Origin of the sequence: Sodalinema gerasimenkoae IPPAS B-353 (assembly GCF_009846485.1) — a bacterium.
Lineage (GTDB): Bacteria > Cyanobacteriota > Cyanobacteriia > Cyanobacteriales > Geitlerinemataceae > Sodalinema > Sodalinema gerasimenkoae.
Map to the genome: position 1 here is coordinate 299,556 of NZ_ML776472.1, position 24,642 is coordinate 324,197.

Consider the following 24,642-nt stretch of genomic DNA (forward strand, 5'->3'; position numbering starts at 1 on the left):
GGCTTTGACCATGGTTGGTGCTCACATTTCCCGGCTTCGGGTTTCCCTTAAGAGGTTTTCCCAAAAAGGACTGACCCGAGTCTTGCTGACAAGTCTTGTCTGGCTCAGCGGTGCGGCGGCAACTCTGGCGGCGGACTTTACCATTGATGTTGGGGTAGTGCAGCGATTTGGAGAACAGCCAAGCGATCGCCTGGTCTTGCGCGATGGTGGCGGTGGAACCCTGACGGTGACCTTTGAGGGGGGAGATGGAACGCCGCAAACTCAGCAACTCGAAGATTTAACCCTGGAATTGGTCACTCAACCTCTCTCGGAACCGGTGTTGGAGGAACGGGTGGTGTTGAGTACGCACCGCAGTTTTGAAAACGCCGAACAGGAGGCCCGGGACTGGCGCGATCGCGGAATTGAGGTAGAAATTGCCCAACCTAGTGATATTTGGCAGGTTTGGGCCCATCGTGATGTCTATCAAACTCCCCTGTTGCGTCGTCTATTAATCGAAACCCTCGAACGTCAGGGAGTTGAGATTGCCTATCTCAATAATCAGGTGCGCGATCGCCGCTATCAAGCCGGATGGGAGGCCGATGGCTTTCGCTACAATCGCGATCGTCTTAGCGTCAGTGCCAGTTCCGGAACCATCCAAGTCACCACCGATCGCGTTCAACGCACCTATGGCGGCCAGATGCAGTTACAACCCAACGCCTACGGGAGTTATACCCTGGTCAACACGGTTCCCATTGAGACCTATTTGCGCGGGGTGGTTCCCCATGAAATTGGCCCCAACGCTCCCTATGCGGCTGTGGAAGCACAGGCCATTATTGCCCGAACCTATGCGTTGCGGAATCTCCATCGCTTCGCCATTGATGAGTATGAACTCTGCGCCGATACCCATTGTCAAGTCTATTGGGGGTTAGATAACACAGTCTCTCGGGCCGATCAGGCGATCGCCGCCACGTCGGGATTGGTCTTAACCTACAACAATGAACCCATTGACGCGCTCTATTCCTCAACCACCGGAGGCGTTACCTCCCCCTTTGAAGATGTCTGGTTAGGAGAATCCCGTCCCTATTTAGTGGCCCGCGTCGATGCGCCGACAAGCATCTGGGATTTAGCCAACAATCCCCTGAACTACGAAGAGAACTTCCGTAAGTTTATGACCCTTCAGGAGGGGTTCAATGAGTCGGACTGGAACACCTTTCGCTGGCGAGAATCCACCAGTCTAGAGGAGATGACGGAATTTCTCAAACGCTACTACCGCCGCAACAACCGGGCCATCAATTTCAAGGAGGTGCAGGAGGTGGCCATTGTGGAGCGATCGCCCTCAGGACGAGTTCTGAAGATGACCATCACCACCGATGCTGGGGTCATTGAGATTCCCAATGATGAAATTCGCAATGCCTTTTATCCCCCCATTAGCACCTTCTTCTATATTGAGCCAATGTACGACGAAGACGACGAAGACGAGGATGAGCAAGTCTTAGACGGCTATACCTTTGTGGGAGGTGGCTTTGGCCATGGTGTGGGTCTCAGTCAAACCGGCTCCTACAATCTTGCCAATCTCGGCTGGTCTAGTGCTGAAATTCTCGAATTCTACTACCCCGGCACTCAGTTACAGCCTCTAGCAGAGATTTCCGACTTCTTCCAAGACCGCTAACCTACTGCCTTCTTCTTCCCTACTGCCTACTGCCTACTGCCTTCTCCCCCCTCTTGCCTTTTGCCTCTTGCCTTCTTCTTCCCCCTACTGCCTATCACAATAGCAACCAACAAAAGCAAGCCAAGGAGGCCAGCCAAGGGATTGCCATCAATGCCCGTAATCCAAGTGGGGATGTCCTGAGCAGGACGCCAGAGTTCCCCCACATTTACCCCATAGTACGCCGCCACCAAGCCCCCGTGAAAGCCAATGGGATAGCCTAAACGTCCCCGACCTCGGAGTTTGAGTTGAGCTAAAATGACCCCCAAGAAGACTAACCCCAGAAACTGGGGAGCCGTCCGTAAAATTTCCGGTAGGGGTTTGATGAAATGCAACAGAGCAAACACCACCCCATTGAGGGCGATCGCCTGAGATTGAGAGTAATCACGGCGTAACTCGTCCCAAAACCAGCCCCGGAATAGCAACTCCTCAGCGAAGCCAACCGCTACCCCCACCACAACCGCTTCCCCAACCAGAGAGGCCAGTGGAACCTGGGGGCCCTGCCAGTTTAGCCAACCGAGTCCCACCTGAACTAGAAACAGGACGAGAATGGCGGCGATCGCTCCCAGTAGGCCCCCCACGAACTCCCAGCCATTACGAGCCGTCCAGTCCAGCCCATAATATGAAAACACGCGGGATTCCCCATACACGCGCCTTCCCCAAAGCCTGAGTAAAACCAGAAACTGCACATAGAGGATTCCCGTTCCCAGAATGCTGGCGGTGTTGGAATCCTCGATCAGGCTATAAATCGGAATCGCCAAGGGGAGCCAAAATAATAGCAGCAGCCCCACAAAGCGACTTAAACGACCCAGGAGAGGGCGATCGCCCCAAGACTTGCGAAACATCAAAAACACTCACCACTACCGCCCTGAAAAAGGCATTTTTCTCCCAATGGTTGCAATTTGGAACGAATCACGCTAAAAAAACACCCTGACATGAGTCTCTTTAATCATCAGGCTCAACTGAGCTACTTAAGCCATGATTCCGTAGGGTTTCACAGTAGAACTCAGCATGTTCTTGCGCACAAGTAATCACCAACGCTTTGCCATTGGTGTGAGCTTCCATCATAATGCTGACGGCCTGGGGTTGCGTCAACGCAGGAACCGTCTGCACCAGCGTCTGTACAACATACTCCATCGAATTGAAATCGTCGTTGTGGAGTAACACTCGATAACGCGGTGCATGTTTACGAACTGTTGAACGTTTTTCGAGAGTTTCGACAGACACGATAGGACTCCTTATACACTAAAGTTGACAGACACAAGATTAGGATAGCCGTTCTCACGACAACTCCCATGACCACGGGGGCGCGAGTATCAAGATCCCCATATCGGCCAAGTTGAGAGCTGCTACATATTTTTTTAATAGTAAAACGAGAACCCAAGTTTATCAACCAGATCCGGGGGGCACGGAGGTTGTCTGAGATCAGGTCATATCGAGCCAACAGCCAGAGGACAATGATAGGATTAATCTGCCGCTTGCCCGCCGCCCCTGAGCCAGTTCAGGTGGCGATCGTCTTAACCTCATCGGTGCCAGAACAACTCTAGCTCAACTGTACGAGCATCACCAAGAGTCGCCGTGCCATTCATCCTATCCCTAGTTTTGGAACAACGTTGACCTTATCTGCATCCCCCACCACCCAACCCACGGTATCTGTGGTCATCCCCATCTACAATGGAGCCGCAGATTTACCGGATTTGTTGTCCTGTCTAGAGCAACAAACCTATTCGTCTGAAACCCTCGAATATCTCTTGGTTGACAACAATAGCCAGGACAATACCGCTCATTTGATAGCAGAAGCGGTCAAAACCACTCCCATTCCCCTCAAACTCCTCTCAGAAACCGAGATTCAGAGTTCCTACGCCGCCCGCAACCGAGGCATTCAGTCCAGCAACAGTGACCTCATTGCCTTCACCGACGCCGATTGTCGCCCGGAACCCACCTGGCTAGAACAGTTGCTGCAACCCTTCAACCAGCCCGAAATCGGACTCGTCGCCGGAGAAATTTTGGCCCTCCCCCCGCAAACCTTTCTCGAACACTACGCCGAACAGCAAAAAACCCTCTGCCAAGCGTACACCCTCGAACATCCCTATTGTCCCTATGGACAAACCGCCAACCTAGCCATTCGTCGGCAAGCCTTAGAAACCGTGGGCCTGTTTCGTCCCCATCTCACTACCGGGGGAGACGCCGATTTATGCTGGCGGATTTTGCGGGGGACGGATTGGCAACTCAAATTTGCCCAACAGGCCATTGTTCGCCATCGTCACCGAGCCACCTGGGAGGAGTTAGAGAAGCAATGGCGACGTTACGGGGAATCTAATCGCTATCTCCATGAGTTACATGGCGTCGAGTTACAGCCTACTCAGTCCCCCGTTCGTCCCCTTCTGCGTTGGCTACTCAAATCCCTCCCCCGACAAACCCTCAAGCTGGGCATAGGCCGGGGAAATCTTGTCTCCGTCTTCGCACCCCTCATCGGCGTATACACTTCCCAAGCTCGGCAACGGGGGCAAGCCGAAGCCCAACTCCCCGACGCCGCCCGAGATATTGAATATATGGAGAAAGGCTAATTCGCGACCTCCTCTTCAAGATTCGCTATAAATCTTGGCAGTTTCCCAATTAATGAGTTAGAACCGAAAGGCTTCCCCATGTAGGGGTTGATAGGTCGTCTCTTCAAGATGACCTGATTTACCTTGCGCCATGACTTGTAACGTTCATAGCGGTGGCTATTAGAACTTCGGATTCTCTTTGCCGGGAGAGGGCAGCCTGTTTCCCAACTCACCTTACCTTGTGTCTATTTCCTTTCTAGACCGGGAGGAATGTCTGGGGAGCGAGGTCGCCACTGTGGTTTTCTGTCCTATGGTCCCGGTCTCGTACATCAATCAAATTCTATCCCAATGATGTCCCCACTTTTGACTCATTATTATGTCCCAAGTTGCCAGCCTCCAAGGCGTTCAATGCGACGATAAAATTCGTCAAATTCGCAACCATATTGAAACAAAATTTGCTCAGGCCGAGATTAATCCCAGTCCCTTCCCTCATGTATTGATTGAAAATTTCTTCCCCGAGGATGTTTTTGCATCTATCCTAAGCCTCAATCCTTTCCAGCTCGTGGAAGGGGAAGAATGGATTAAACGCAAAGCCTCTGAAGACCCCACTCGCGTTAACTCAACGCCCTATTATCGTCGTCGTCAAATTCCATTAGACCGCCATCTAACAAACTTGCCAAGTGAGCCGTATCAAGAATTTTGGCAGACTGTTTATGAGTGTTTTTTAGGGGCAGATCACTGGTTTGAGAACCTTGTGATTCAAAAGTACAAAACCTATTTTGAAATTCGCTTTGGAGATTTTCTACAGAACCCAGACTTTTTGAGCCATTTTAAAACCGAGTTTTTCTTACAGCGTCACCGACCGGGATACTATATTGGACCCCACACTGATGTTCCGGCGCGGGTATTTACTGGCATCTTTTCGTTCGCAGATCGAGACGGGTTTGAAGAGTATGGAACGCAAATGTGTATTCCTAAAAATTCCAAACAACGGTGTTGGGGCAATCGACATCATGCCTGGGAAAATTTTGATGTCGTGAAGGTTGCTCCCTATAAACCTAATAACTTCTTCTTGTTTTTCAAGACCCGTCAATCATTCCATGCTGTAAAAACGATTGGCTCAGATATTCCCAATGAACGGTATGGGATGCAGTTCCAATTCTATGAGCCACCGACCGGGGTCTTTGAGGATTTATCTTCACCGGATCTGATGCAAGCTAAACATCATAAACCCTCAAAATCAACGCAGGTGAAATCTCACAGTAAAATGCAACGTCTGTTGCAGAAGCTCCAACGTTCGTGATCTGAACGTTGTGTTTAGGGGGGTTTCCCCCCTTAATGACCGGATATGGGGTGAAGGTGGTTAGAACCGTTACACAGCAGTTGGCACAAGCGCATATTCAAGGGTTTAATCTGCAAGACCCAGGGTTTGAAATTTATCAGCGTCATGGACTCAAACGCTTGTTGTCTATCCTGATGGAGTTCTGCAAGGGCCGACAACGCAGTCGTCTGTCCCAACAGTGGCATCGTTTCCGGAAACGGGGCGGCCTGTGGATTCATGGGGAAACTCAACGGGTGACGTTATTGAGTCAGGAACAGGATTTATCCTTGAACCTTCACATCAATTTGCTGAAGCCGAATAGTTCGCTCACCCTCTATATCGGTCGAGGGGTGACGGGGACGGTGTACGTGGATGTATATCAAGCGAATCTCACGTTGTTTATCGGTGATGGCTGTTGCTTGGAGGGACTTGAGATTGCTTCATTGCAGGACGATGATGAAATTCTGATTGGCAATCGGGTGCAGATTGGTCATGCCAAACGACGGCTACAAGAAAAGGTGACGTTGTTTTCAGGGGGGCATTCTGCCAATTGTCCCTTTTTGATTATTGGGGATGATGGTTTGTTTTCCTATGGGGTGACGATTCGCACGACTGATGCACACCCGATTCTCGATCGCCACCGTCAGCACCAGGTGAATGCTTCACAACGAGGGGTATTGATTGAACCCCATGTTTGGGTTGGCCAGAACGTCAGCATCTTAAAGGATGTAACGGTGGGAGCTTGTTCGATCATTGCCTTGGGGTCAGTGGTGGTCAAGGATATTCCTCGGGGATCACTTGCGGCTGGGGTTCCGGCAAGCCATCGATCGCTCAAGGGCAAACTCTGGACTCATTCTAGTTCTCCAAAGGGGATTGCCCGGGCCCAGGCGTTCTCAGATCGTTATCTGGACGGTCAAGATGAGGTTAATCTCTAGGTCAACCCAAGAACAATATATTGCCTACTGCCTACTGCCTACTGCCTACTGCCTTCTCCAAAATCAACTCCGGCGTTAAATCCGTAACCTGGTTCAACACTAACTGGCCCCCCGCATCCTCTAAGCGTTGGCGATGCTTCGCTTGACTGTCCGGGTCAGTTTGCACATGAGGGGGAAGAATCCCAACCGCAATCCAGGGGCGATCGCCATCCTGTTTGGCGGCGTTCTCCACCACATACATATCCGCCACCGTATCGCCAACATAGAGAACAGGACAAGTGGGGCTGGCCTGTAATTGCTCTAAGGTCGCAAATAACCCGGTGGGATCAGGTTTTCCGGGGGCATCCTCCATGGCCACTAACACCGGGGACTCTAAGCCGATACGTCGCTGTAAAATATAGTGGGCAGAGCCTCGGGTGGCCCCACTAAAGAAGCCCCAGCCGATGTTGGCGGCGGTCAAACTCTCAAAATAGGGGCGTTGAGCCAGAATGGGTTCATCACAGATATACCCCGTCCATTGCTCTGGATTCTCCGCCGACTCGCCCCGATAGCGGGATTGAAAGAAGGCGACAATCTCATCAAAGTCTAAGTTGAGGCGATCGCGATCGCCCCCCTGACTCTCGAAATAGCGGTAAATCAACTCCATTGAGCCTTCCCAGTCGTTATTCCAGATGCCCTCGGCTTTGAGTTGATCGATGGCCTCGGAACTGGGACGATAGGCCCCCTGGGTAAACTGCTCGACGGTATCCGCTAGGGCCCGACGATAGGAAGAACCGACATCCCGAATCACACCGTCAATATCAAAGATGACAAGAGCCAGCGGTTCTGAGGCAGAGGGGGAGGGGTGAGCCATTAGGAATTAAATCTAGGAACTTTTTTAGGGGTGAAACCAGGACGAGCAGAGCGTTCGACGACTCTAGACCCGGACTTAACCGAATAGGGATTGTCAAAGGCTTTCTAGGAGATAGTATAATGAGAAATTGCAAATTTTTAACACAAACGCGGGAGGTAACGCTTGTCTCGATTCATGTTAAAGGTCCTTTGGTTAGATAAGGACGTGGCGATCGCCGTTGACCAAGTGGTCGGAAAAGGCACCAGCCCCCTAACCACCTACTATTTCTGGCCCCGGAATGATGCTTGGGAACAGTTAAAGAACGAACTGGAAGCCAAGCATTGGATTACCGATGTTGAACGGGTGGAACTCCTCAACAAAGCTACGGAAGTCATTAACTACTGGCAGGAAGTGGGCAAAACCAAGTCCATGGCAGAAGCACAAGCTCAGTTTCCTGAAGTGGGCTTTACGGGAAGCCGGTAGTGCGTTACGGACTCTAGTCCGGTGTTCTTCTCTCGGGGCATTTTCCCCAATCGCCCCTCTGATGGTCGGTGAGTTGTGCCCCAGCTTCAGGTCATGCCTTCGAGAGAAGCCCCGGCTCTGCTCACTCCGGTTGCCCGTTTTCATCCCGAAAACGGGTTTTTCCGTCTTTCCGGGGAACTTGTCCCCGGTTCACCCTATCTAGTAGCCCATCTTGCGATTTTTCTTGTGGAGATTGACGTGACCACCAGCTCTCAACTTGATGCACCGTTATACCAGGCGATCGCCCGTAGTCTTAAGGGCAGTCTGTCGGCCCAGGGTCAGATTGCCTTTCCTGCGGTTAAAGGGGCGGTCGATCCCTATGGACAACGGATTAACCGCTTGTTTTCCCTATTGGGCAAACCCCTCTCTCCCTCGGAGTTGGTGACCCTCTGTCAACATCTGGCGACGCTCCTGAAAGATCCCCCCGCTTCGTCGCAACTCGTCCTCAGCTATGAACCGGCCCCATCCCCTCGTCAGGGCCTCGTCTATCGCTTGGACCGGATCAAAACCAAGACGCCTAGCCAGACCCTCCTGAGTCAGGGACAATTGGTGTTTCCCTCGATTCCCTGTTTGCGACGGGATTATTTACAGCAGTTGGCGGGGTTATTTGCCCTACTGACGCATCCCCTGAGTCAAACTCAAGCGGATCAGTTGGAGGCTCGCTTACAACAAGAACTCGAGACGGGTTTTCTCTTGTCCCCCCAGGCCCGACTGTTGGTCAGGTATGCCAGTAATCCTCCAGAGGAGGGGGGCTTATCCTGTCAAATCTCCGTGGCGACGCGATCGCTGGCGGAGCAATCTCAAACCCTTCTCAAACAAACCCCAGATTATTTTGAGACGCTGGCCCCCCTAACCAAGGTGATGGATCTGGCCGGGTCTCTGTCGGCGGATGAGACTCCGGTTCTCTTGGCTGGGGTGGGAACGGCTCAATCAGCGTTACCCTTGGCACGTCAAGGGTTTGCGGTGGATGCCATGGACTTAGCCTCCCCCTTTGCCGAGCGCTTAGATCAGTGGCTGCAAGAGGAGACGCTCCCGATTCGGGTTATGGCGGAAGACATCCTAGACCCCTTGGTGACCCTCAAACCCGGCCAATATGGCTGGGGACTGCTGACGGAGGTGGCCTCCCGTGTGGCCGATGTGGAGGCGTTGGAGGGGCTGTTGAGTAAGATGGCTCAAGCCTTGCGTCCTGGGGCCACTCTGTTGTTGAATCTCTTTTTAGCCTCGGAGGAGTTACCGAGAACTCCCTTGGTGGAGGAAACGGCTCGGGTCTTTAATTCGACGGTGTTCTGGCGATCGCAACTGGAGTCTCTCCTGGAACGGCTCCCCCTCACTCTCGTGGATGAGGTTCCGGTGCTGGCTTATGAACAGGAACATCGTCCTCCAGACCAAGCGAAACTTGACCCCTGGTATGCTCGCTGGGCCCAGGGACAACAGGTGTTTGCGATGAGTTCGCCGCCGATGGCCCTCCATTGGCTTACTTTGGTTCGGGAGGATACCCCCGAGGACACCCCCGAGGATACCCTAGAAGAAACTCCTGAGGACTCCAAGGAGGAGAATGCCCCCAAACCTCTGTTTTCAACGGTGGAGACACAGTTCTAACGACGGATGCACTATATCTTTATTGGGGGCGCACCTCGTACAGGGACGACTCTACTCAATAGTCTCCTCTGTCGGGATGTGACCACGAATCCCCTGATGGCTGAGGCCAGTTACCTGGCCTATGTGGTCTCGACCTATCATCGGGGGAAAAAGGTCTGGCGGGTAGAAGGGGGCGCTTATTTTGATGATCTCCAGGATTACGCCAATTTTTCTCGCCCTTGGGTCATGGCGTTTCTGGAAAAAACGGCGCAACGTTATCCCGAGGCGCAACATCTCGTCCTCAAGTCCCCGGAACTGACGAAGTATTTCCCTGATTTGTTTGAGTTGGTCCCCCAGGCTCAGTTCCTGATTCTGCTGCGAGACCCCTGTGATGCGATCGCCTCCCTGATGGAGGTGGGCGATAAGCTCAAACAAACCCGCCAGAGTCCCACCCTTGTTAAACTCCTGGAACGGCAGGATATGAAGGCGTTAGCAGAGTTTTTCTGTGACTATTATCGCCCCTGTCAAGCCGCTGACTTGCCCCAGTTTTGGCAACAAACTCGCTATGTCCGCTATGAAGGCCTGGTTCATTATCCTCAGGTGGCGCTGCGTCAGCTTGAAGGGTTTACGGGACTTCGCCTGAGTGACACGAATCCCCATCAACCTTGGCGGAGTGATTTGGATTTTGCTCAACTTCCACAACGCTATCGCCCCTGGTGGTCAACGTCTCTCTACGGTCACGGGGTTTCTAGTGCTAGTGTGGGGCGCTATCGTCAGATTCTCTCCCCAGAACAGGTGTCTCTCATTTGCCAGGTTTGTCAGCCGTTGGGTCTTTGGAACGATGAGTGAGTGGGGCTGAATGGGGCTGTGGCTGTTTCGATTCGTGGTCTGAGAGCTAAAAAAAGTTTGCAGCTTAGATGTTTGGACCCGCGCCGCCCGCACCGGGGCAGCGGAGCCCTTGCCATTCATCTAATCTTTTTTGATCAAGTTAAACTAGACAATGGACTCTATTTGATACCTAGTATAAGAGTAAATTAGTCGTGGTGTCAAGCCTTTTTGAGACCTTTTTTGTAACATTAAGTAACAGGAACGCTCGGAAAACGTCGGACTCTATTTGACCGTGGACTTGGCGGTACGTAGGTTCGCTAAGTATTGGCTAAAGAAGGGCAACCCCCCAATTGCCGGGAGCAAATAGCGGGAGGTACAGAGAAGGCCCAAGGCGGCGCCAACGTTGGCATCAAAGAAGGGTTGATAGAAGAGAATTAAGGCAGCATCACGAGTGCCAACTCCGGCAAAGGTGAGGGGAAGTAAGCCAGCGAAGATCGCCAAAGGAGCCAAGGCAAGGTTAGCCATGAAGGGAACAGTGGCTTGTAGGGCAAAGGTGAAGAACCAAATCTGCATCAGGTGCAGAAACCAGATAAAGATGGAGATGGAGGCGATGATGAGCAGTTGCCGTTTATCTTGCCAGAAGTGGTTGTGCATTTCTGTCCAAGAGCCATGGAGCTTGTCGAGCTTCTGACGGAGTTTGCCCGAGGCGATGGCTTTGCTACGACGGAAAAATAGGTTGGCGAAGGACTGAGATGATAGGAGAAGGAGACCAAAAACTAAGCCGAGCAGGACAAAAACGGTCATGGCCCAAAAGAGAATATCCTTGTCAGGATAAAACAGAAGCCCAAAAACACACCAAACAAAGAGAGAGAGTAAATCAGAGGCTTTTTCAAACACCACTAAGGAAAAGGCGAGGGAGCCAGGGAGATAGCCGCGATCGCGAATAAAATAGGCCTTCGCCAGTTCCCCCATCTTTGAGGGGAGAACCATATTGAGGACACTGGCGGAGAGGGTGAGTTTGGTGGCTTCAGTGAGGGGAAAATTTTGATGGCGGGGCATCAGCTGTTGAAGCCGCCATCCCGTGGCTAAGGTGAGGGGAACGACCATCCCTAAACTAATGGCCATCCAGAGGCGATCGCACTCTTGGAAGACTTGGGCCAAGGCCGGGATATCAATGCGGGAATAGATAATCGCCAGGATGACTACACTGACGAAAATCGAGAGAAGTCGTTTCATGGCAATCGCCTCAAAGATAGAAGGTTACAGGAGCTAGGGATGACGAACCAACAGCAGAACCCCCTTTTCAATCTCGCCCTTACGCTCAACGGCGAGGCGATTGCCAGACAGTTGAAATTGAAACTCTGTCACATCCCCGGAACTAGGATTTCTGGCGTAGATGGTTTCCCCTTCCACCGTATATGTCCCTTCTAACCCACCAATCCGGATGATTCCCTCTTCCGTTAACACCCAGACTAAGTCAGCTTGCTGAGCTGGGGGAAGAGTGGTGAGGTCAACGGGGTCGCCCTGGGAGGGAACATAGGATTGGGGTTCCCAACGGCCCACGATAGCATCAGGGTCTGGAGCCTCGGTCTCTAACGCCTCTTCAGTGGTGGCTCGTATGGCCTCTTGCCAGTCCTCTGACGGTTGGGTCAGGATGGGCGAGGTGGTGGATGTTGAGAAGGGGGTGGTGGTGTCGGAGGATGACTCGTGATCAGCACAGCCCCATAATAGACTCAAGGTGGTCAGAGCCAGCAGACGAGAAGGAAAGCGAAACGTCATAGTGTCAGTAATGACCAAAAACTACGGTTGCGGGAGGCGACGGCCCTAGTGATGGCCGGCCTGATAGCCATGTTGACTGAGAAAGTCGAGGGTAATGGGATCGGCAGAGGTTGAAGAGTTGGAAGCAGCAGTGGCAATGCGTTGGCCCTGAGATAAAAATGTCTCGACGTATTTGCCTAAAATGTCGCCTTCTAAGTTAACCCATTCTCCCGGACTGAGGCGACTGAGATTCGTTTCTTGATAGGTATGGGGGATCACGGCCACGCGAAACCAGGTGCGGTGGCGATCGCACTCGGCCACCGTTAAACTAATGCCATTGATGGCAATGCTACCTTTGGCGGCCAGATAGGGGGCAATGCGATCGCCCCACTGCTGAGTCTGTCGAGGGGGAGCGGTAAAGGTCATCTCCCAGGAGTTACCGGTCATCTCGGCCAGGTCCAAACAGCCGATGCCATCGATATGTCCCGTGACGAAATGGCCGCCGATTTTACCCCCCATTCGTAGGGAGGCTTCTAAATTGACAGGACGCTGCTGTTCCCAGGCCCGAACCAAGCTAGTGCGATTGAGGGTTTCTGGAGACACAGCCGCGACAAATCCCTGGGGTAAAATAGATTCAACTGTCAAACAGACCCCGTCGACGGCAACACTATCGCCAATAGCTAAATCATGGCTAATGGCCAACGCATTGCCAGTCAGATAGTGGATGCGTAACTGACCATCGCTAAAGGCATCAAGGGTTCCAAGGGCGGCAATAAGTCCGGTAAACACAGGGTATATCCTAGGTGAGACGATTTTTGGGGGACGGTTTCCCCAGGCTGTCAGTATTGTAGCGTCGCTCCCCTCGGAGTTACCCCAGATGGCCCCTAGATGTCTCCCGCCGCTGGATCTACTCTCCGATAGAGTCATCTATCCTGAATAGTAGGGGTCCTTCCCTGTCCCTTGCCCGTGATCGTTCAACTAAGAGGCTGGATTAATGATTGAGATGAAAGTTGCTGGAATTGCCTTAGATGCAGCCACCCGCAGTCCCATCGTACTTCTGAGAGATGCCAGCGAGCGGCGCGCTTTGCCCATTTATATTTCCCAGGATCAGGCACGCTCGATCATTAGTGCCATTGAACAACAGACTCCTCCGCGTCCCATGACCCATGATTTGATGATGAATATCCTGGATGCTTGGGATTTGACCTTAGAGCGGGTGATTGTTCATGCCCTCGAAGATAATACCTTTTTTGCGGTTCTCAAGATGGTGAGTCCTGATGGCAAGGTTAAGCATGAGATTGATGCTCGTCCGAGTGATGCGATCGCCCTGGCCCTGCGGACGGATGCCTCGATCTGGGTGATGGAGGAAGTGGTGGCCGATGCTTCGATTCCCGTCGATCGCGATGCGGATGAGGCAGAACGCCAGGCGTTTCGGGAGTTTATCAATAATCTGAGTCCCCAGGAACTGATTAAACGGGCTGGCCAAGAGTTCAGTGATTCGAGTGATTCCTAGATTCACGCCGCCTCTGTGATGCAATACCGGCGATTTGGCTCGACAGACTCACAGCTATCGGTGTTTTCCTTGGGGACAATGCGCTGCTTATCGTCCCAGGAGATGGCGATCGCCACGATCCGTAAGGCAGTTGAGGTGGGAATTAATCATCTGGAGACGGCGCGAGGCTATGGCAATAGTGAACAGTATTTAGGGGCGGCCCTGAAGGCGGGGTTAGGATGTCCTCGTGAGCGGGTCTATATCACCAGTAAACTGCCCCCAACGTCAGAGGGCCAGCAGATGGCGGACTGGATTGATGACTCTCTGACTCGTCTGGGCCTGGATTACTTAGATAATCTGGCCATTCATGGCATTAATACCCCGGAACAGTTAGCTGGGGTTCAGGAGAAGAATGGAGGCTTAGCGGCCGCTCAGCAGGCACAGAAGGCAGGTAAAATCCGCCATTTAGGATTTTCGACTCATGGCAGCTTGGAGTTGATTCTAGAGGCGATGAAGACGGAAGCCTTTGAGTTTGTTAATTTGCACTATTATCTATTTTTCCAGCGTCATCAACCGGCGATCGCCCTCGCGGAGGCGTTCGATATGGGGGTTTTCATCATCTCCCCGGCTGACAAGGGGGGACAATTACACCAGCCCCCGCAGCGGTTGCGGCGTTTATGTGAGCCGCTGTCTCCCTTGGGCTTAAATTACCGTTTCCTCCTCAGTGATCCGCGCATCTCAACGCTGAGTGTGGGGGCGGCGAATCCTGAGGAACTCGACGCTATCTTGCCCTGGGGCGATCGCCTTGGCCCTTTAACCCCCACAGAACGCCACTGTTTAGAGCGACTCGACGAGGAATTGACGGAACGGTTAGGCCCAGATGCCTGTCGTCAATGTTATGACTGTCTCCCCTGTCCCGAAAACATCCAGATTCCCGAAGTCTTGCGGCTACGGAATTTGGCGATCGCCTACGAGATGGAGTCCTTTGGTCAATATCGCTATCGGATGTTTGAAAATGCCGGCCATTGGTTTCCGGGTCGTCGCGGCAACCGTTGTACAGAATGTGGAGACTGTCTGCCCCGTTGTCCTGAAAGGTTAGAAATTCCCCGTTTATTACGAGATACCCATGCCCGTCTCCGGCCCCGTGAAGGACGACGACTCTGGCAAGAGGATTAGCCAATCGGGGGTTGGAGACAGGTTTCACTCCTGTTGGCTCAGAAGGCTATTTCTAGCACTTGTGCCATTCTAATAACAGACACTAACGATACCCAAGATGCGAAAGGACGGGTTTAAAGTAAAGGAGGAAGAGGCTCTACCTGGTTTTCTCCTCCACCGGAGGGGCTGAAGTAGGTTTCCCTAGGTCTTTCTGTCTTTCTCTCTCTCTTTCCCTCTCTTTCTCCGTGTCCTCGGGCAGCCACAAGGGCGTGCCCCTACGTGGTTCCCCCTACTGCCTACTGCCTACTGCCTAGGGCGCGCCACTTGCGGTACACCCCTACGTCTTTTCTTTTGCCTTTTGCCTTTTGCCTTTTGCCCTCTTCTACCCTACTGCCTTCTTCCCCCTGTCCCCTATCCCCTATTCCCTCCTATGAAACTTCAACATTACGGGGCGATCGCCGCCATGACCGTTCTGGTAGGACTCACCGCCCCCAACGCCCAAGCTAACAATCACCAACATCTCGACCGACTCTATCGCACCGGCGTTTGTACTCGCTGCGACTTGCGCCGAGCCAACTTACGGCGAGCGGATCTGCGAAACGCCGACTTACGAGGCAGTAATTTACAGGGGGCCAATCTCGAAGATGCGGATTTGCGAGGGGCCAATCTGCAAAATGTGGACTTCCGAGATGCGGACTTGCGGGGGGCTGACTTCCGCAATGCAGATCTGCGGGGTGTGAATGTACGGGGGGCTAGAACCCAGGATAGTCGCGGTTTATTAGCTGGTGATGACCGTCGTGATGATCGCCGGGGTGGCCGTTACGATGACCGTCGTGATGACCGTCGGGGCGATCGTTACGATGACCGTCGTGATGACCGCCGGGGTGGCCGTTACGATGACCGTCGTGATGACCGCCGGGGTGGCCGTTACGATGACCGCGCCACTGCTGCTCGCTCCCGTGAAACCATCAACCGACTCTACCAGGAGGTTTTAGGACGCAATGCGGACCGTCGAGGCTTAGAGGACTATGCTCGACAACTCGAACGAGGCATGAATTTAGACTCAGTCCGTCGTCACTTAGCCCGCAGTGATGAGGCCCGCGATCGCATTGACCGCCTCTACCGGGAAATTCTGGGACGGCCTGCCGATCAAGCGGGTTTGCGGACCTATCAGCAACGACTGATTGATGGGTGGAGTTTAGATCGCATCCGTCAAACCTTAGCCGATAGCGAGGAAGCCCAAAACCGGGGTCGTCGTTAGTGGATCGTTAAGCCCCGTTCACTCCAAACCCCCTCTGGGAGTAAGATGCCATCATGGCCTTGCACCCGCTGCTGGCTCATGTAATAGGCTAAGACCTTACCCAGCGATCGCTGGGGGGTTTGGGGGTCAAAGACTTCGATATCGAAGCGATTGTACTCATTCTCATCAGGGGGGCGATCGCGTTGATATCCCTCCAACTGGTCTAATTTCTCTAAAGCTTGAGCGCTCTCAAAGCCCAAAATTACGCCGTGAACCCATCCAGATTCGGGGGTCATGGCGGGGTAGTTGAGATGGGGAAGATGATACAGCCGTCCCGGGGCAATAGCCGGGCCATGGACTTGGACGCGATCGCCGCAATAGGGACGATGGAAGCGCTCCCCAGGCTTTAACGTTCCATAAACAAAGACTTGGATCATGACGGACATTCTCTGCGGTTCGCTGTGGATGTTACGCTTCCATAGAAGCCACAGACATGGCCGTGGCAGCATTGCGCAAACAATCCATAATATGCATCTCGTAGTCCCGAAACTTCGAGGTTGCCTTGATATGATAATCGCGATCGTCGGGGAGTTCTACGGCGACTTCCTCGCGAACCTGCCCTGGACTGGCACTGAAGACATAGACCCGTTGGGCCAGGAACACCGCTTCACCCACATCATGGGTGATCGTCAAAATTGAGGTTCCGGTCCGTTGCCAGAGATTGAGTAGAAATTCTTGCATGGTCTCTTTCGTCTGGACATCTAAGGCCCCAAAGGGTTCATCCATCAGGAGAATTTTGGGTTCTGAGGCTAACGCGCGGGCGATCGCCACCCGTTGTTTCATCCCCCCCGACAACTGCTTCGGCAAGGCCTTGGCAAACGAGGACAATCCCACCACATCTAGATAGTAGGCAACTCGCTCCCGTTTTTCGGCGTTGGAGACCCCTCGTAACTGCAAGCCAAAGCCGACATTTTGGGCCACCGTCATCCAGGGATAGAGCGTATAGCGTTGAAACACCATGCCGCGATCGCTCCCCGGCCCCGTCACCAGACGACCATCGACGCGAATTTCTCCGGCCGTGAGGCCATCTAAACCAGCAACCAATCGCAGTAAGGTTGATTTTCCAGACCCTGACGCGCCGACGACGCAGACAAATTCGCCTTGTTCCACATGGAGATTAATGTCTTTTAACGCCACTAACGCTCCCTGATGGGTAGGAAATTGCTTGTAGAGATGATTCACTTCTAAGTGCATGAATGAGTCCTCCGAGTTATCTAAATTTAATGTTGAATTAAATGTTGATACGTCATACAGGCTTTCAATCCTCTGTCCAGCTACAGCAGAGCTTTAAGGCAAGCCGAAATAACAAATCAATCGCCAAACCAATCAAACCAATAACCAGTAATCCCGCAAAAATTTCATCGGTTCGTAAAAAACGCTGTGCCACACTGATGCGACGCCCCAGTCCCTCCGTTGCCGCCACCAATTCAGCAACAATGACTAAATTCCAGGAGGCTGCCATGTTGACTCGGCTGGCATCTAAAATGCCCGGCAACACATGAGGTAAAATCACCTTGAGCAAGACTTGTTTGCGGTTTCCGCCCAGGGTATAGGTTGTTTCAATCAACTCCTTGGGGACAAATTTAACCGCGTCCATAATCATCAAGGTGTTAAAAAATAGCGTGCCAATAAAAATTAGCAGAACTTTGGGAACCTCTCCTAAGCCAAAATAGAGAATTAGCAGCGGAATGAACGCTGGCGCTGGCATATAGCGCAAAATGGCGATTGCCGGTTCCATCATGGCTCGGATACTGGCAAAAGTCCCCATCAAAACTCCCAAGGGAACCGAAATCAACACAGCCAGGGCAAAGCCGCTAAAAACACGAAAGATACTGTAAGCAATATCCTTCTGGAGGATATCCGCCGACCATAAGCGACCAATGGCCTGTACGACCTCAATGGGAGAGGGTAAAAACAGCGGTTCAACAACCCCTAAACTCGAAATAAATGCCCAAACGAGTAGAGGTAATAGCATCGAGGCTGCCATGAGCTGCCAATTGAGCGATCGGGGGATCTCCTCACGAATACTCCAAAACAAATTTGGCGTTAAAATTCGATGATCTTCAGACCAAGATGAGCGATGGGTTTCTTTCATACCATATTCCCCAGATATAATCTTGCACAATCAGCCAACACAATTAGCCAAGCAATAAGCTATGTCCAAAAAGAGTATCCAACTCTGACACCCAAAACCGCTTAAGATTGATGTTCTTCTGCATAAGCTTTCACAAACCTATCGTCAAAGAGTTGCTGTAAGTCCGGTTTTGCATCAATAAAGTCATTCGCCAATAAGAAATCTGCAATTTCATTAGCAGCATAAGGCAATGATGTCATATTATCTCCCGGTTCAAAGGCTTCTAAATTGTCCTCAATACTGAAAATCGTGGTGCCAGCATCGTAATCCCGATACTCATCTAAAGTTACCCCAGCCCGTTCGGTCAAAATATCATAAGCGGCCTCCGGATTGTCCTCAATATATTGCAAAATATCGAACCAAGTATTCACCAGAGCTTGAACCTGCTCGGGGTACTCCTCAACCATTTCTCGGGAGACCACTAAATGGTCTGGCACAGCACCAGGAAAGTCTGCCGAACTAAAAAGTTCACGACTTCCCGCTCGTTCCAAGGCTCGGGTTGTAAAGGGTGCAAACACCCCCACAACATCCACCTGTCCCGCCACAAATGCCGCTGCTGCTGCCCCCGTTTCTAACGGTTGAATGGTGACATCCTCAGCCGAAAGTCCCGCCTCCTCTAGCCCTAACAGCAATAGAAAATGGTTCACCGTTCCTTCTTCAACGGCAATGGTTCGTCCCCGTAAATCTTCAATGGACTCAATGGCATCACTGACAATAATTTTGTCATTGCCTGTCGAGTTATCATTGACCAACACCACCACCTGATCAGACCCGGCGGCCACCGAACTAATGGTGTCATTGAGGGTTTGGGTATTGGCATCGAGTTGTCCGGCGGCTAAAGCATTAATTGAGTCGAGATAGCCATCAAACCAGCGCAGAGAGACATTGACATTATTGGCTGCAAAGAGTTGTTCCTCTTCGGCAATTTGCCAGGGAATCCAACCGGGCCAGGCGCTGAATCCCATCACGATAGTTTTGCCGCCATTGGTTGCTACTTGATTATTCGTACAACCAACGACAATCAACAAACTGGCAAAAAACAGTCCTAAACAGGCTAAAACTGATCGACGTTGCATCGGTTATCATGCTCCTGAAGTTTGTGACTAAAGTTTGTGACATTGTTTTCTTCCGTCGGCCAAGACCTCACCCTTACCAGACCAGTTCTTGCACGGCTGCCCCTTTCGCCGATTGCTGGCGTAGGGCGACTTGTAACTGAACCCATTTGAACCAGGGGTCTAGGCCCTCTCCGGTTTTAGCCGAGACTGGAAAAATCCGAACATTAGGATTCATCTGGCGCACGGATTGGATAATGCGATCGAGGTCAATCTCCAGATAGGGGGCTAAATCGATTTTGGTGAGGAGTAAACAATCGGCTTCCTGGAACATCACCGGATATTTCAGAGGTTTATCCTCTCCTTCGGTGATGCTCAATAGGGCAACTTTGGCATGTTCTCCCACCTCAAACTCCGCTGGACAAACTAAGTTACCGACATTTTCGACAAAGACGAGATCTAAATCGGCGGGTTCATAGTCATGTTCTAAACTGTGCATTCCCCCAGCCACCATTTTGGCGTCTAGGTGACAGGAACGTCCTGTGTTAATGGCAATCACCGGCACATCATACTGACGCAGACGTTCTGCATCGAGTTCGGTGGTCATGTCCCCTTCAATGACGGCCATCTGGAGTTGTCCGCTGAGGGCAGCGAGGGTTTTTTCAAGCAGTACGGTTTTTCCGGCACCGGGGCTACTCATCAGGTTCAGGCAATAGACCCCCCAATCATCAAACTCGGCTCGGTTGAGATTGGCTAGGGATTGATTGGCATGAAGCAGGTTAATGCCGAGGGTTGCATCAATAGTTTGGTGCATGAGATGAGATCTCCATTAAGTAGGGGGTTATGGCAACGCCAAAATTGGCACGTTGCCCAAGAATTGAGAGGGGGATGAGAGATTAGGCTGACGAATCAGCATATTCAATCCGATCAATTTTCAGTTCTCGTCCTGAGCGAATGTCCTCCATGGGAGATTGGCAGATGGGACAGCTATACTGCAAGCCAATTTGCGGCTCGTACTCCGCCTGGCAGTGATGACAATAGGCAATCAGCGGCGTTTCCTGAACCTGTAAACTCACCCCGGCCAGGAAGCTATCGCGGGTTTGTACGTCAAAGGCAAACCGTAAACTCTCGGGTTCTACACAGGTAAAGCGACCGACAATCAGATGCACTCGCTCAATTTGAGGGCAGTCTTCTTGTTGCCACCAGTCCTTAATGGTGAGAATGAGAGCCTTGGTCATATCGGTTTCATGCATGGCCTGTCCTATTGCCTCCTATTGCCAGGTGTCGTTTTCCATCTGGGCTTCGGCATGGATGTAGTCGGGTTTGTGTTGACGGGGCAGTTGGCCCGAGACGATGAGATGTCCCATGGTGTCGCAGATGACTCGGGTGGCCATCAGGGAGGTAATGTCACTGATGTCGTAGGGGGGAGAGACTTCGACGACTTCTAGGCCGCAAACGGGGGCTTGGCGGATGATTTTGCCCAGGAGATACAGGGCTTCTCGGGGGAGTAAGCCTCCGGGTTCGGGCCAGCCGGTTCCTGGGACGAAGCCGGCATCGATGCAGTCAATGTCAAAGCTGATGTAGACGCAGTCTGTGCCATCGAGGGCCCGTTCTAGGGCAAAGTCTACGGCGGCGTCGAGTCCCATTTCGGTAATGTCGGTCACGGTTAGCACGTTGGTGCTGCGTTCTCGACAGATTTTGACCCCTTTGCGGGGGACTTGCCAGCCGCCAATGCCCAGTTGGACTAGGTTTTTGGCGGGGGCATTGTGGAGGTTGGTGGCATGGAACCAGGGACAGGTGTGCATCCGTTCGTCGAGATCGGTTTCTTGGGTGTCGGCATGACGGTCAAAGTGGATGATGCCGATTTTTTTGTCTCCGAGATGCCGACAAATGCCGCGAACGGTGGGATAGCCGATGGAATGGTCGCCGCCGAGGATGATGGGGAAGGCCCCGGAGGCGAAGACATGGGCGACGCCTTTGGAGATTTGGTCAAAGGATTTTTCGTTGTTGGCGGGGATGGTGAAGATATCGCCGATGTCGCAGAGGGTGATTTGTTCTCGTAGGTCAACCCCCATTTCAAAGCTATAGGTGGAGTAGAGGGCGCTGATGCGGCGGATTCCTTGGGGGCCAAAGCGGGTTCCGGGACGATAGGTGGTTCCTGAGTCATGGGGAACGCCAAGGATGGCCACGTCATAGTTGCCGACGTTGCGGACATCTTCGAGGTAGGGGGCTTTGAGAAAGGTGTTAATGCCGGCGTAGTGGGGCAGTTCGCCTCGGGAAAAGGTGGAGATGGTGCGATCGCGAATACTTGGGGCCGCCTCAAGTCCGTATTCCAAGCCCTGGGAGACTTCCTGTTGCCAGCCAGTTAGGGGTAATTGGGCTTCGAGTTCTAGGGCGCGATCGCCTTCGCGTTTGCCGTCACGGTTAAAGGGATCGTTGCTCGGACGTTGAAAAGTTGGGTCTTGAGTCATAGTTGCACTCTGAATCAATCATCACTATAAAAAACGCCCAGGAGACCCGAAACGACAACACTGTCGCGTCAAGAATCTCCCGGGCTTTTTTCCCGCCGTGGAACAACCTTATCCTCGATAAACTGTTGATGGTTTAACCGAGATAAAGCTATCTGTTTCTCTCGGACCAGACGCCTGCAAGGCGGTTACGGCCGGTAAAGCTGACCGTTTTTCCTAACAAACCGGAACCCTAGAAACACTATCTGAATGCTGGTTTTTAAGTATGTGTAACGATGTTTTACCATCTGTCCGATCACATATCTGTAGTAAAAAATACAAAATCTCAGTGATTCCCTCTAAGGAGTATCATCAGTATCACTGTTTAACGGTAATGTGCGAATTCGTTGCAGTTGAGACATGGCCCATTTTGCCGTTTCTCGAACTTCGGGATCAGCATCATCCGTCCCATACCGCAGCACTTGACTGAGTTGAGCAATAGAATCATAAATACGGGTCAAATCCCGAATTGCATTTTTGCGAACCTCAGCACTGTCATCCTGCAAGGAGACCATCAAGGCCTGCTTCATCGGTTTTAGGTTCCGGGAACTAATCTCAGAGAGAACCGCCAGAATCGTACTGCGTTCTTGAGAGCTAGCATCGGTTAATAATTCCACTAAGGGCTTAATGGCGCGAGAATCCCCTCGTTGGCCTAACTCCCAAATCGCTTTGCGCCGTCGCTCTGGGTCTGGATGTTGTAAATCCAGAATGAGAGCCTCGACAATACTCATGCGAGGCAGTCGTGTTAGGGCACTACTGTTAGCATTTTGGGGGGCGATCGCAGTCGTTTCAGGAACCGTCGGCTCTTTGAGTCCCGTGGGAGGCTCAGAGGGCAGATTGGGAAACGCTTGGGGAGGAGTCTCCTTGGGAAACCGCCCCCACCGAGTCCCTTGGCTGGGATTGTCCTTGCCAGAGGGGTCGGGTTCGTCCGCGTCCGGCAAGGGCAGGTCATCCGTTGCCGTTTCCAAGGACTCAGGGGTCTCTTGGACTGGGGGAACGGCCATCTCTGAATCGGACTCTTGCTCTAGGATGTCATCGAAGGGAGCATCGGGATCGTCCACGTCCTCAGCGAAGGCCTTGAGCAAGAGGACAAACAGTCCACCGGCCAGGACCACGAGCAGTACGCCTCCCCCAATCCACCATAAACGCCCCAATCCAGGCGCGCTATTCCCCTGATCCTGTTGAGGATCTTCCTCAGGAGGGACAAGATTCAGAGGCCCCTCCGTTGACGGTTGCAGAGCTTGCAGACGTTGCCAACTCTCAGCATCCATGACCCCATCAATGTCTAATCCCTCTTGTTCTTGGAAGGCTGAGACAGCTGCATCTGTATCTAAATCAAAAACCCCTGTAATCTCACCGTCATAGAATCCCGCCGCTTGCAGTTGCCGCTGTAACTGTTCAACCGCCTCACCGCTATCATCTAAACTCAGGGTGGGAGGGGCGGCGGCTGAGTTGTTGGATTCTCCCTGTGCCAACTCTAATTGAGACAACTCCTCGACAAACTCAGCCGCGAAGTCAGGCATTAAGTTCACAGTTGCGAGATAACTGGCTGGGAGGGTTAGTCTAGAACTAGATAAGGCCGTGTTAACCGAGGTGGCGATCGCCCCTGAGCTAGTCAAACCGCATCCGAGGAGACAGGCCGTTGGGACTAACAACATCCGTATCCCATGACGCAGTGAGAGCCTGCCCCAAGTAGATCGATGCAGAGGAAATGAGAGTGGATAATCTGAGGCTGACACCATAAACTTCGGTCACGCATTAGAGTGGACAACAGGTAGATGCTCCAATCCTAGCCTTGAGACTGGGAAATTTGATGAGGGATCACAGATTTTGACAACCCTAAACGCAACGCATCGATCTTCGACCTGTCTTAACCTATCTTGACGCAGCCGGGGGAACGGATGACTTTGAGATGGAGGTTTCGCAATGTGGTGAAGTGGTGGAGCTAGAGGAGGCTACAGTGTTCGTAGAGCGTCGCCAGGACAACCGAGGCAGTTTTTGACGACGTTCGATGAGATAGACACTCCCCAAGGTTAGGGTTGCCCCAGCCATTTGCAACGGAGTCAGAATTTCACCAAGCAGCCAGTAGCCAAAGAGAAGGGCAAACACGGGCGTAAAGAAGGTCAAGGAACTCAAACTGGTGAGGTTGCCTTGAGCGGCGAAGTTAAAGAATAACCCGTAGGCGATCGCCGTCCCAAAGACGGTGGCATAGGTTAACGCGCCCCAATCCGAGAGAGTCAAATCTTGCCAAGGCTGAGTTTCGAGGCCCCAGGACAGTCCCAGCAGGGGGATAGCCCCTAAAATTGCGTGCCACCCCGTCGCGACAACGGGATCAACATGCTTAGAGACTTTAGGCATCATGACCGTCCCCAGAGCCATAGCCAGAGATGCTAAGAGCATCATCCCTTCTCCCAAGGAAAGACTCTGACCCATCGTAACCGATGTCGTTTGTGCGCCCAAGGTTGGATCGAGGGTCAATAGGGCAATCAGCCAATGTTCCGGTAGGCCGATGGCACTGATGCCAATCAATCCTAGCAATAAACCCAGACCTCCCCAGAGACCAATATATTCGCCAAAAAACCAAGCGGATAGAAGGGCCACCAACAATGGCTGTGAGTCAATCAGAACTGAACCCAAGCCAGCGCCAGTATCTTGGAGTCCCAGGGCCAAAAAGCCTTGAAACAGAGTCCCGTCCACCAGGGCAAACAGGGCAATCCAACTCCAGGCTTTGAATCCTTGGGGTTGCGGCCGTCCACTCAAGGCCGACGCCACCAGAATCAAAACTCCCGCCGGCAACAGGCGAATCGCGGCCATAAAAAAGGGGTCTGTGTGGGGAATGACCCCTTTCATGGCAACCATGGCGGTTCCCCAAAAGAAAAAGGGACTCAGCAGGAGTAGAACATATTGCACACGGGAGGGGAGGAGTCGATGAAGCATGATTGGCGCTGGCTGGGGGACATCATGCCTATCATTGTAACGATTGATTGCTTTTTGTTAA

General features: G+C 52.3%; 25 protein-coding genes and 1 riboswitch. Of the genes, 10 read left to right on the top strand and 15 right to left on the bottom strand.

From position 1 onward, the window contains the following. Positions 1-10 precede the first annotated feature (10 nt). Positions 11-1,648, top strand: a complete 1,638-nt coding sequence (locus tag L855_RS01335) for a SpoIID/LytB domain-containing protein (RefSeq protein WP_159783421.1) — start codon at positions 11-13, stop codon at positions 1,646-1,648. A 26-nt stretch (positions 1,649-1,674) separates the two neighbouring features. Here L855_RS01335 and L855_RS01340 read toward each other — a convergent pair whose 3' ends face one another. Further along, positions 1,675-2,529 carry a type II CAAX endopeptidase family protein gene (locus tag L855_RS01340; protein WP_159783423.1) on the bottom strand — a complete coding sequence of 285 codons (855 nt, stop codon included), beginning with the start codon at positions 2,527-2,529 and terminating at the stop codon, positions 1,675-1,677. A 100-nt stretch (positions 2,530-2,629) separates the two neighbouring features. Next, a complete protein-coding gene (gene clpS, locus L855_RS01345; protein WP_159783426.1) occupies positions 2,630-2,911 on the bottom strand; it encodes an ATP-dependent Clp protease adapter ClpS in 282 nt (93 codons plus the stop codon). 386 nt (positions 2,912-3,297) lie between these two features. Here clpS and L855_RS01350 point away from each other — a divergent pair, with 386 nt between their 5' ends. The 3 genes from L855_RS01350 (at position 3,298) to L855_RS01360 (ending at position 6,486) form a co-directional block, all read left to right on the top strand. Then, positions 3,298-4,251, top strand: coding sequence for a glycosyltransferase family 2 protein (locus tag L855_RS01350; RefSeq protein ID WP_159783428.1), 954 nt, complete (start codon positions 3,298-3,300; stop codon positions 4,249-4,251). A 355-nt stretch (positions 4,252-4,606) separates the two neighbouring features. Next, the gene (locus L855_RS01355) at positions 4,607-5,533 is read left to right on the top strand and encodes a hypothetical protein (RefSeq protein WP_159783430.1); all 927 of its coding nucleotides are present in this window, start codon (positions 4,607-4,609) and stop codon (positions 5,531-5,533) included. 56 nt (positions 5,534-5,589) lie between these two features. Next, a complete protein-coding gene (locus tag L855_RS01360; RefSeq protein ID WP_159783432.1) occupies positions 5,590-6,486 on the top strand; it encodes an acyltransferase in 897 nt (298 codons plus the stop codon). 31 nt (positions 6,487-6,517) lie between these two features. On the opposite strand, the gene L855_RS01365 is transcribed toward L855_RS01360, so the two are convergent. Then, a complete protein-coding gene (locus L855_RS01365) occupies positions 6,518-7,339 on the bottom strand; it encodes a TIGR01548 family HAD-type hydrolase (RefSeq protein ID WP_159783434.1) in 822 nt (273 codons plus the stop codon). 162 nt (positions 7,340-7,501) lie between these two features. Between L855_RS01365 and L855_RS01370 the strand changes: the two genes are divergently transcribed. From L855_RS01370 to L855_RS01380, 3 genes are all read left to right on the top strand, one after another. Next, positions 7,502-7,801 (top strand): 30S ribosomal protein PSRP-3, encoded by a 300-nt coding sequence (locus tag L855_RS01370; RefSeq protein ID WP_087711002.1) that lies wholly within the window; start codon positions 7,502-7,504, stop codon positions 7,799-7,801. A 93-nt stretch (positions 7,802-7,894) separates the two neighbouring features. Then, positions 7,895-9,439: a class I SAM-dependent methyltransferase gene (locus L855_RS01375; RefSeq protein ID WP_159783436.1), complete on the top strand. Its 1,545-nt coding sequence runs from the start codon at positions 7,895-7,897 to the stop codon at positions 9,437-9,439. Between the two features lie 6 nt (positions 9,440-9,445). Further along, positions 9,446-10,267 carry a sulfotransferase family protein gene (locus L855_RS01380; protein WP_159783438.1) on the top strand — a complete coding sequence of 274 codons (822 nt, stop codon included), beginning with the start codon at positions 9,446-9,448 and terminating at the stop codon, positions 10,265-10,267. Between the two features lie 261 nt (positions 10,268-10,528). On the opposite strand, the gene L855_RS01385 is transcribed toward L855_RS01380, so the two are convergent. Genes L855_RS01385 through ribE form a run of 3 tightly spaced genes read right to left on the bottom strand, consistent with a single transcriptional unit; the run spans position 10,529 to position 12,793 of the window. Next, positions 10,529-11,482 (bottom strand): lysylphosphatidylglycerol synthase transmembrane domain-containing protein, encoded by a 954-nt coding sequence (locus tag L855_RS01385; protein WP_159783440.1) that lies wholly within the window; start codon positions 11,480-11,482, stop codon positions 10,529-10,531. Between the two features lie 33 nt (positions 11,483-11,515). Next, entirely contained in the window at positions 11,516-12,025 is a 510-nt protein-coding gene (locus L855_RS01390; RefSeq protein ID WP_159783442.1) for a hypothetical protein, read from the bottom strand. 45 nt (positions 12,026-12,070) lie between these two features. Continuing rightward, positions 12,071-12,793, bottom strand: coding sequence for a riboflavin synthase (ribE, locus tag L855_RS01395; protein ID WP_159783444.1), 723 nt, complete (start codon positions 12,791-12,793; stop codon positions 12,071-12,073). 205 nt (positions 12,794-12,998) lie between these two features. On the opposite strand from ribE, the gene L855_RS01400 reads away from it, so the two are divergent. The 3 genes from L855_RS01400 to L855_RS01410 all read left to right on the top strand — a co-directional run bounded on the left by L855_RS01400 (position 12,999) and on the right by L855_RS01410 (position 15,912). Beyond that, the gene (locus L855_RS01400; RefSeq protein ID WP_159783446.1) at positions 12,999-13,517 is read left to right on the top strand and encodes a bifunctional nuclease family protein; all 519 of its coding nucleotides are present in this window, start codon (positions 12,999-13,001) and stop codon (positions 13,515-13,517) included. An 18-nt stretch (positions 13,518-13,535) separates the two neighbouring features. Continuing rightward, positions 13,536-14,672 carry an aldo/keto reductase gene (locus L855_RS01405; RefSeq protein WP_159783448.1) on the top strand — a complete coding sequence of 379 codons (1,137 nt, stop codon included), beginning with the start codon at positions 13,536-13,538 and terminating at the stop codon, positions 14,670-14,672. A gap of 409 nt (positions 14,673-15,081) precedes the next feature. Then, positions 15,082-15,912, top strand: a complete 831-nt coding sequence (locus tag L855_RS01410; protein ID WP_159783450.1) for a pentapeptide repeat-containing protein — start codon at positions 15,082-15,084, stop codon at positions 15,910-15,912. On the opposite strand, the gene L855_RS01415 is transcribed toward L855_RS01410, so the two are convergent. The 9 genes from L855_RS01415 to L855_RS01455 form a co-directional block, all read right to left on the bottom strand. Further along, a complete protein-coding gene (locus L855_RS01415; RefSeq protein WP_192924974.1) occupies positions 15,909-16,337 on the bottom strand; it encodes a gamma-glutamylcyclotransferase family protein in 429 nt (142 codons plus the stop codon). The two genes, L855_RS01410 and L855_RS01415, sit on opposite strands and share 4 nt — an antisense overlap. A gap of 22 nt (positions 16,338-16,359) precedes the next feature. Then, entirely contained in the window at positions 16,360-17,145 is a 786-nt protein-coding gene (locus L855_RS01420) for an ABC transporter ATP-binding protein (RefSeq protein ID WP_159783452.1), read from the bottom strand. A gap of 64 nt (positions 17,146-17,209) precedes the next feature. Then, positions 17,210-18,046 (bottom strand): ABC transporter permease, encoded by an 837-nt coding sequence (locus tag L855_RS01425; protein ID WP_159783454.1) that lies wholly within the window; start codon positions 18,044-18,046, stop codon positions 17,210-17,212. Positions 18,047-18,147: 101 nt separating this feature from the next. Next, complete coding sequence (locus tag L855_RS01430; RefSeq protein WP_159783455.1) at positions 18,148-19,161, bottom strand: ABC transporter substrate-binding protein; 1,014 nt, start codon at positions 19,159-19,161, stop codon at positions 18,148-18,150. Between the two features lie 73 nt (positions 19,162-19,234). Then, the gene (gene hypB / locus L855_RS01435; protein WP_159783457.1) at positions 19,235-19,951 is read right to left on the bottom strand and encodes a hydrogenase nickel incorporation protein HypB; all 717 of its coding nucleotides are present in this window, start codon (positions 19,949-19,951) and stop codon (positions 19,235-19,237) included. 82 nt (positions 19,952-20,033) lie between these two features. Next, on the bottom strand, positions 20,034-20,390 hold the full coding sequence (gene hypA / locus L855_RS01440; protein ID WP_159783459.1) for a hydrogenase maturation nickel metallochaperone HypA: 357 nt from the start codon (positions 20,388-20,390) through the stop codon (positions 20,034-20,036). 18 nt (positions 20,391-20,408) lie between these two features. After that, positions 20,409-21,608 (bottom strand): agmatinase family protein, encoded by a 1,200-nt coding sequence (locus L855_RS01445; protein ID WP_159783461.1) that lies wholly within the window; start codon positions 21,606-21,608, stop codon positions 20,409-20,411. Positions 21,609-21,682: 74 nt separating this feature from the next. Continuing rightward, a riboswitch (guanidine-I (ykkC/yxkD leader) is annotated at positions 21,683-21,852 on the bottom strand. A 91-nt stretch (positions 21,853-21,943) separates the two neighbouring features. Then, the gene (locus L855_RS01450; RefSeq protein WP_219729842.1) at positions 21,944-23,302 is read right to left on the bottom strand and encodes a peptidoglycan-binding protein; all 1,359 of its coding nucleotides are present in this window, start codon (positions 23,300-23,302) and stop codon (positions 21,944-21,946) included. Between the two features lie 217 nt (positions 23,303-23,519). After that, on the bottom strand, positions 23,520-24,581 hold the full coding sequence (locus L855_RS01455) for a DMT family transporter (protein ID WP_159783465.1): 1,062 nt from the start codon (positions 24,579-24,581) through the stop codon (positions 23,520-23,522). Positions 24,582-24,642 lie beyond the last annotated feature (61 nt).

Bases quoted from the DNA above. Each gene is read 5' to 3' on its own strand.
- L855_RS01340 (WP_159783423.1), bottom strand. From the start codon at position 2,529: ATGTTTCGCAAGTCTTGGGGCGATCGCCCTCTCCTGGGTCGTTTAAGT.
- L855_RS01355 (WP_159783430.1), top strand. From the start codon at position 4,607: ATGTCCCAAGTTGCCAGCCTCCAAGGCGTTCAATGCGACGATAAAATT.
- L855_RS01380 (WP_159783438.1), top strand. From the start codon at position 9,446: ATGCACTATATCTTTATTGGGGGCGCACCTCGTACAGGGACGACTCTA.
- L855_RS01415 (WP_192924974.1), bottom strand. From the start codon at position 16,337: ATGTCCGTCATGATCCAAGTCTTTGTTTATGGAACGTTAAAGCCTGGG.
- L855_RS01445 (WP_159783461.1), bottom strand. From the start codon at position 21,608: ATGACTCAAGACCCAACTTTTCAACGTCCGAGCAACGATCCCTTTAAC.
- L855_RS01400 (WP_159783446.1), top strand. From the start codon at position 12,999: ATGATTGAGATGAAAGTTGCTGGAATTGCCTTAGATGCAGCCACCCGC.
- L855_RS01390 (WP_159783442.1), bottom strand. From the start codon at position 12,025: ATGACGTTTCGCTTTCCTTCTCGTCTGCTGGCTCTGACCACCTTGAGT.
- L855_RS01365 (WP_159783434.1), bottom strand. From the start codon at position 7,339: ATGGCTCACCCCTCCCCCTCTGCCTCAGAACCGCTGGCTCTTGTCATC.
- L855_RS01375 (WP_159783436.1), top strand. From the start codon at position 7,895: ATGCCTTCGAGAGAAGCCCCGGCTCTGCTCACTCCGGTTGCCCGTTTT.
- L855_RS01430 (WP_159783455.1), bottom strand. From the start codon at position 19,161: ATGCAACGTCGATCAGTTTTAGCCTGTTTAGGACTGTTTTTTGCCAGT.
- L855_RS01420 (WP_159783452.1), bottom strand. From the start codon at position 17,145: ATGCACTTAGAAGTGAATCATCTCTACAAGCAATTTCCTACCCATCAG.
- hypA (WP_159783459.1), bottom strand. From the start codon at position 20,390: ATGCATGAAACCGATATGACCAAGGCTCTCATTCTCACCATTAAGGAC.
- L855_RS01385 (WP_159783440.1), bottom strand. From the start codon at position 11,482: ATGAAACGACTTCTCTCGATTTTCGTCAGTGTAGTCATCCTGGCGATT.
- L855_RS01455 (WP_159783465.1), bottom strand. From the start codon at position 24,581: ATGCTTCATCGACTCCTCCCCTCCCGTGTGCAATATGTTCTACTCCTG.
- hypB (WP_159783457.1), bottom strand. From the start codon at position 19,951: ATGCACCAAACTATTGATGCAACCCTCGGCATTAACCTGCTTCATGCC.
- L855_RS01335 (WP_159783421.1), top strand. From the start codon at position 11: ATGGTTGGTGCTCACATTTCCCGGCTTCGGGTTTCCCTTAAGAGGTTT.
- L855_RS01425 (WP_159783454.1), bottom strand. From the start codon at position 18,046: ATGAAAGAAACCCATCGCTCATCTTGGTCTGAAGATCATCGAATTTTA.
- L855_RS01450 (WP_219729842.1), bottom strand. From the start codon at position 23,302: ATGTTGTTAGTCCCAACGGCCTGTCTCCTCGGATGCGGTTTGACTAGC.
- L855_RS01405 (WP_159783448.1), top strand. From the start codon at position 13,536: ATGCAATACCGGCGATTTGGCTCGACAGACTCACAGCTATCGGTGTTT.
- L855_RS01410 (WP_159783450.1), top strand. From the start codon at position 15,082: ATGAAACTTCAACATTACGGGGCGATCGCCGCCATGACCGTTCTGGTA.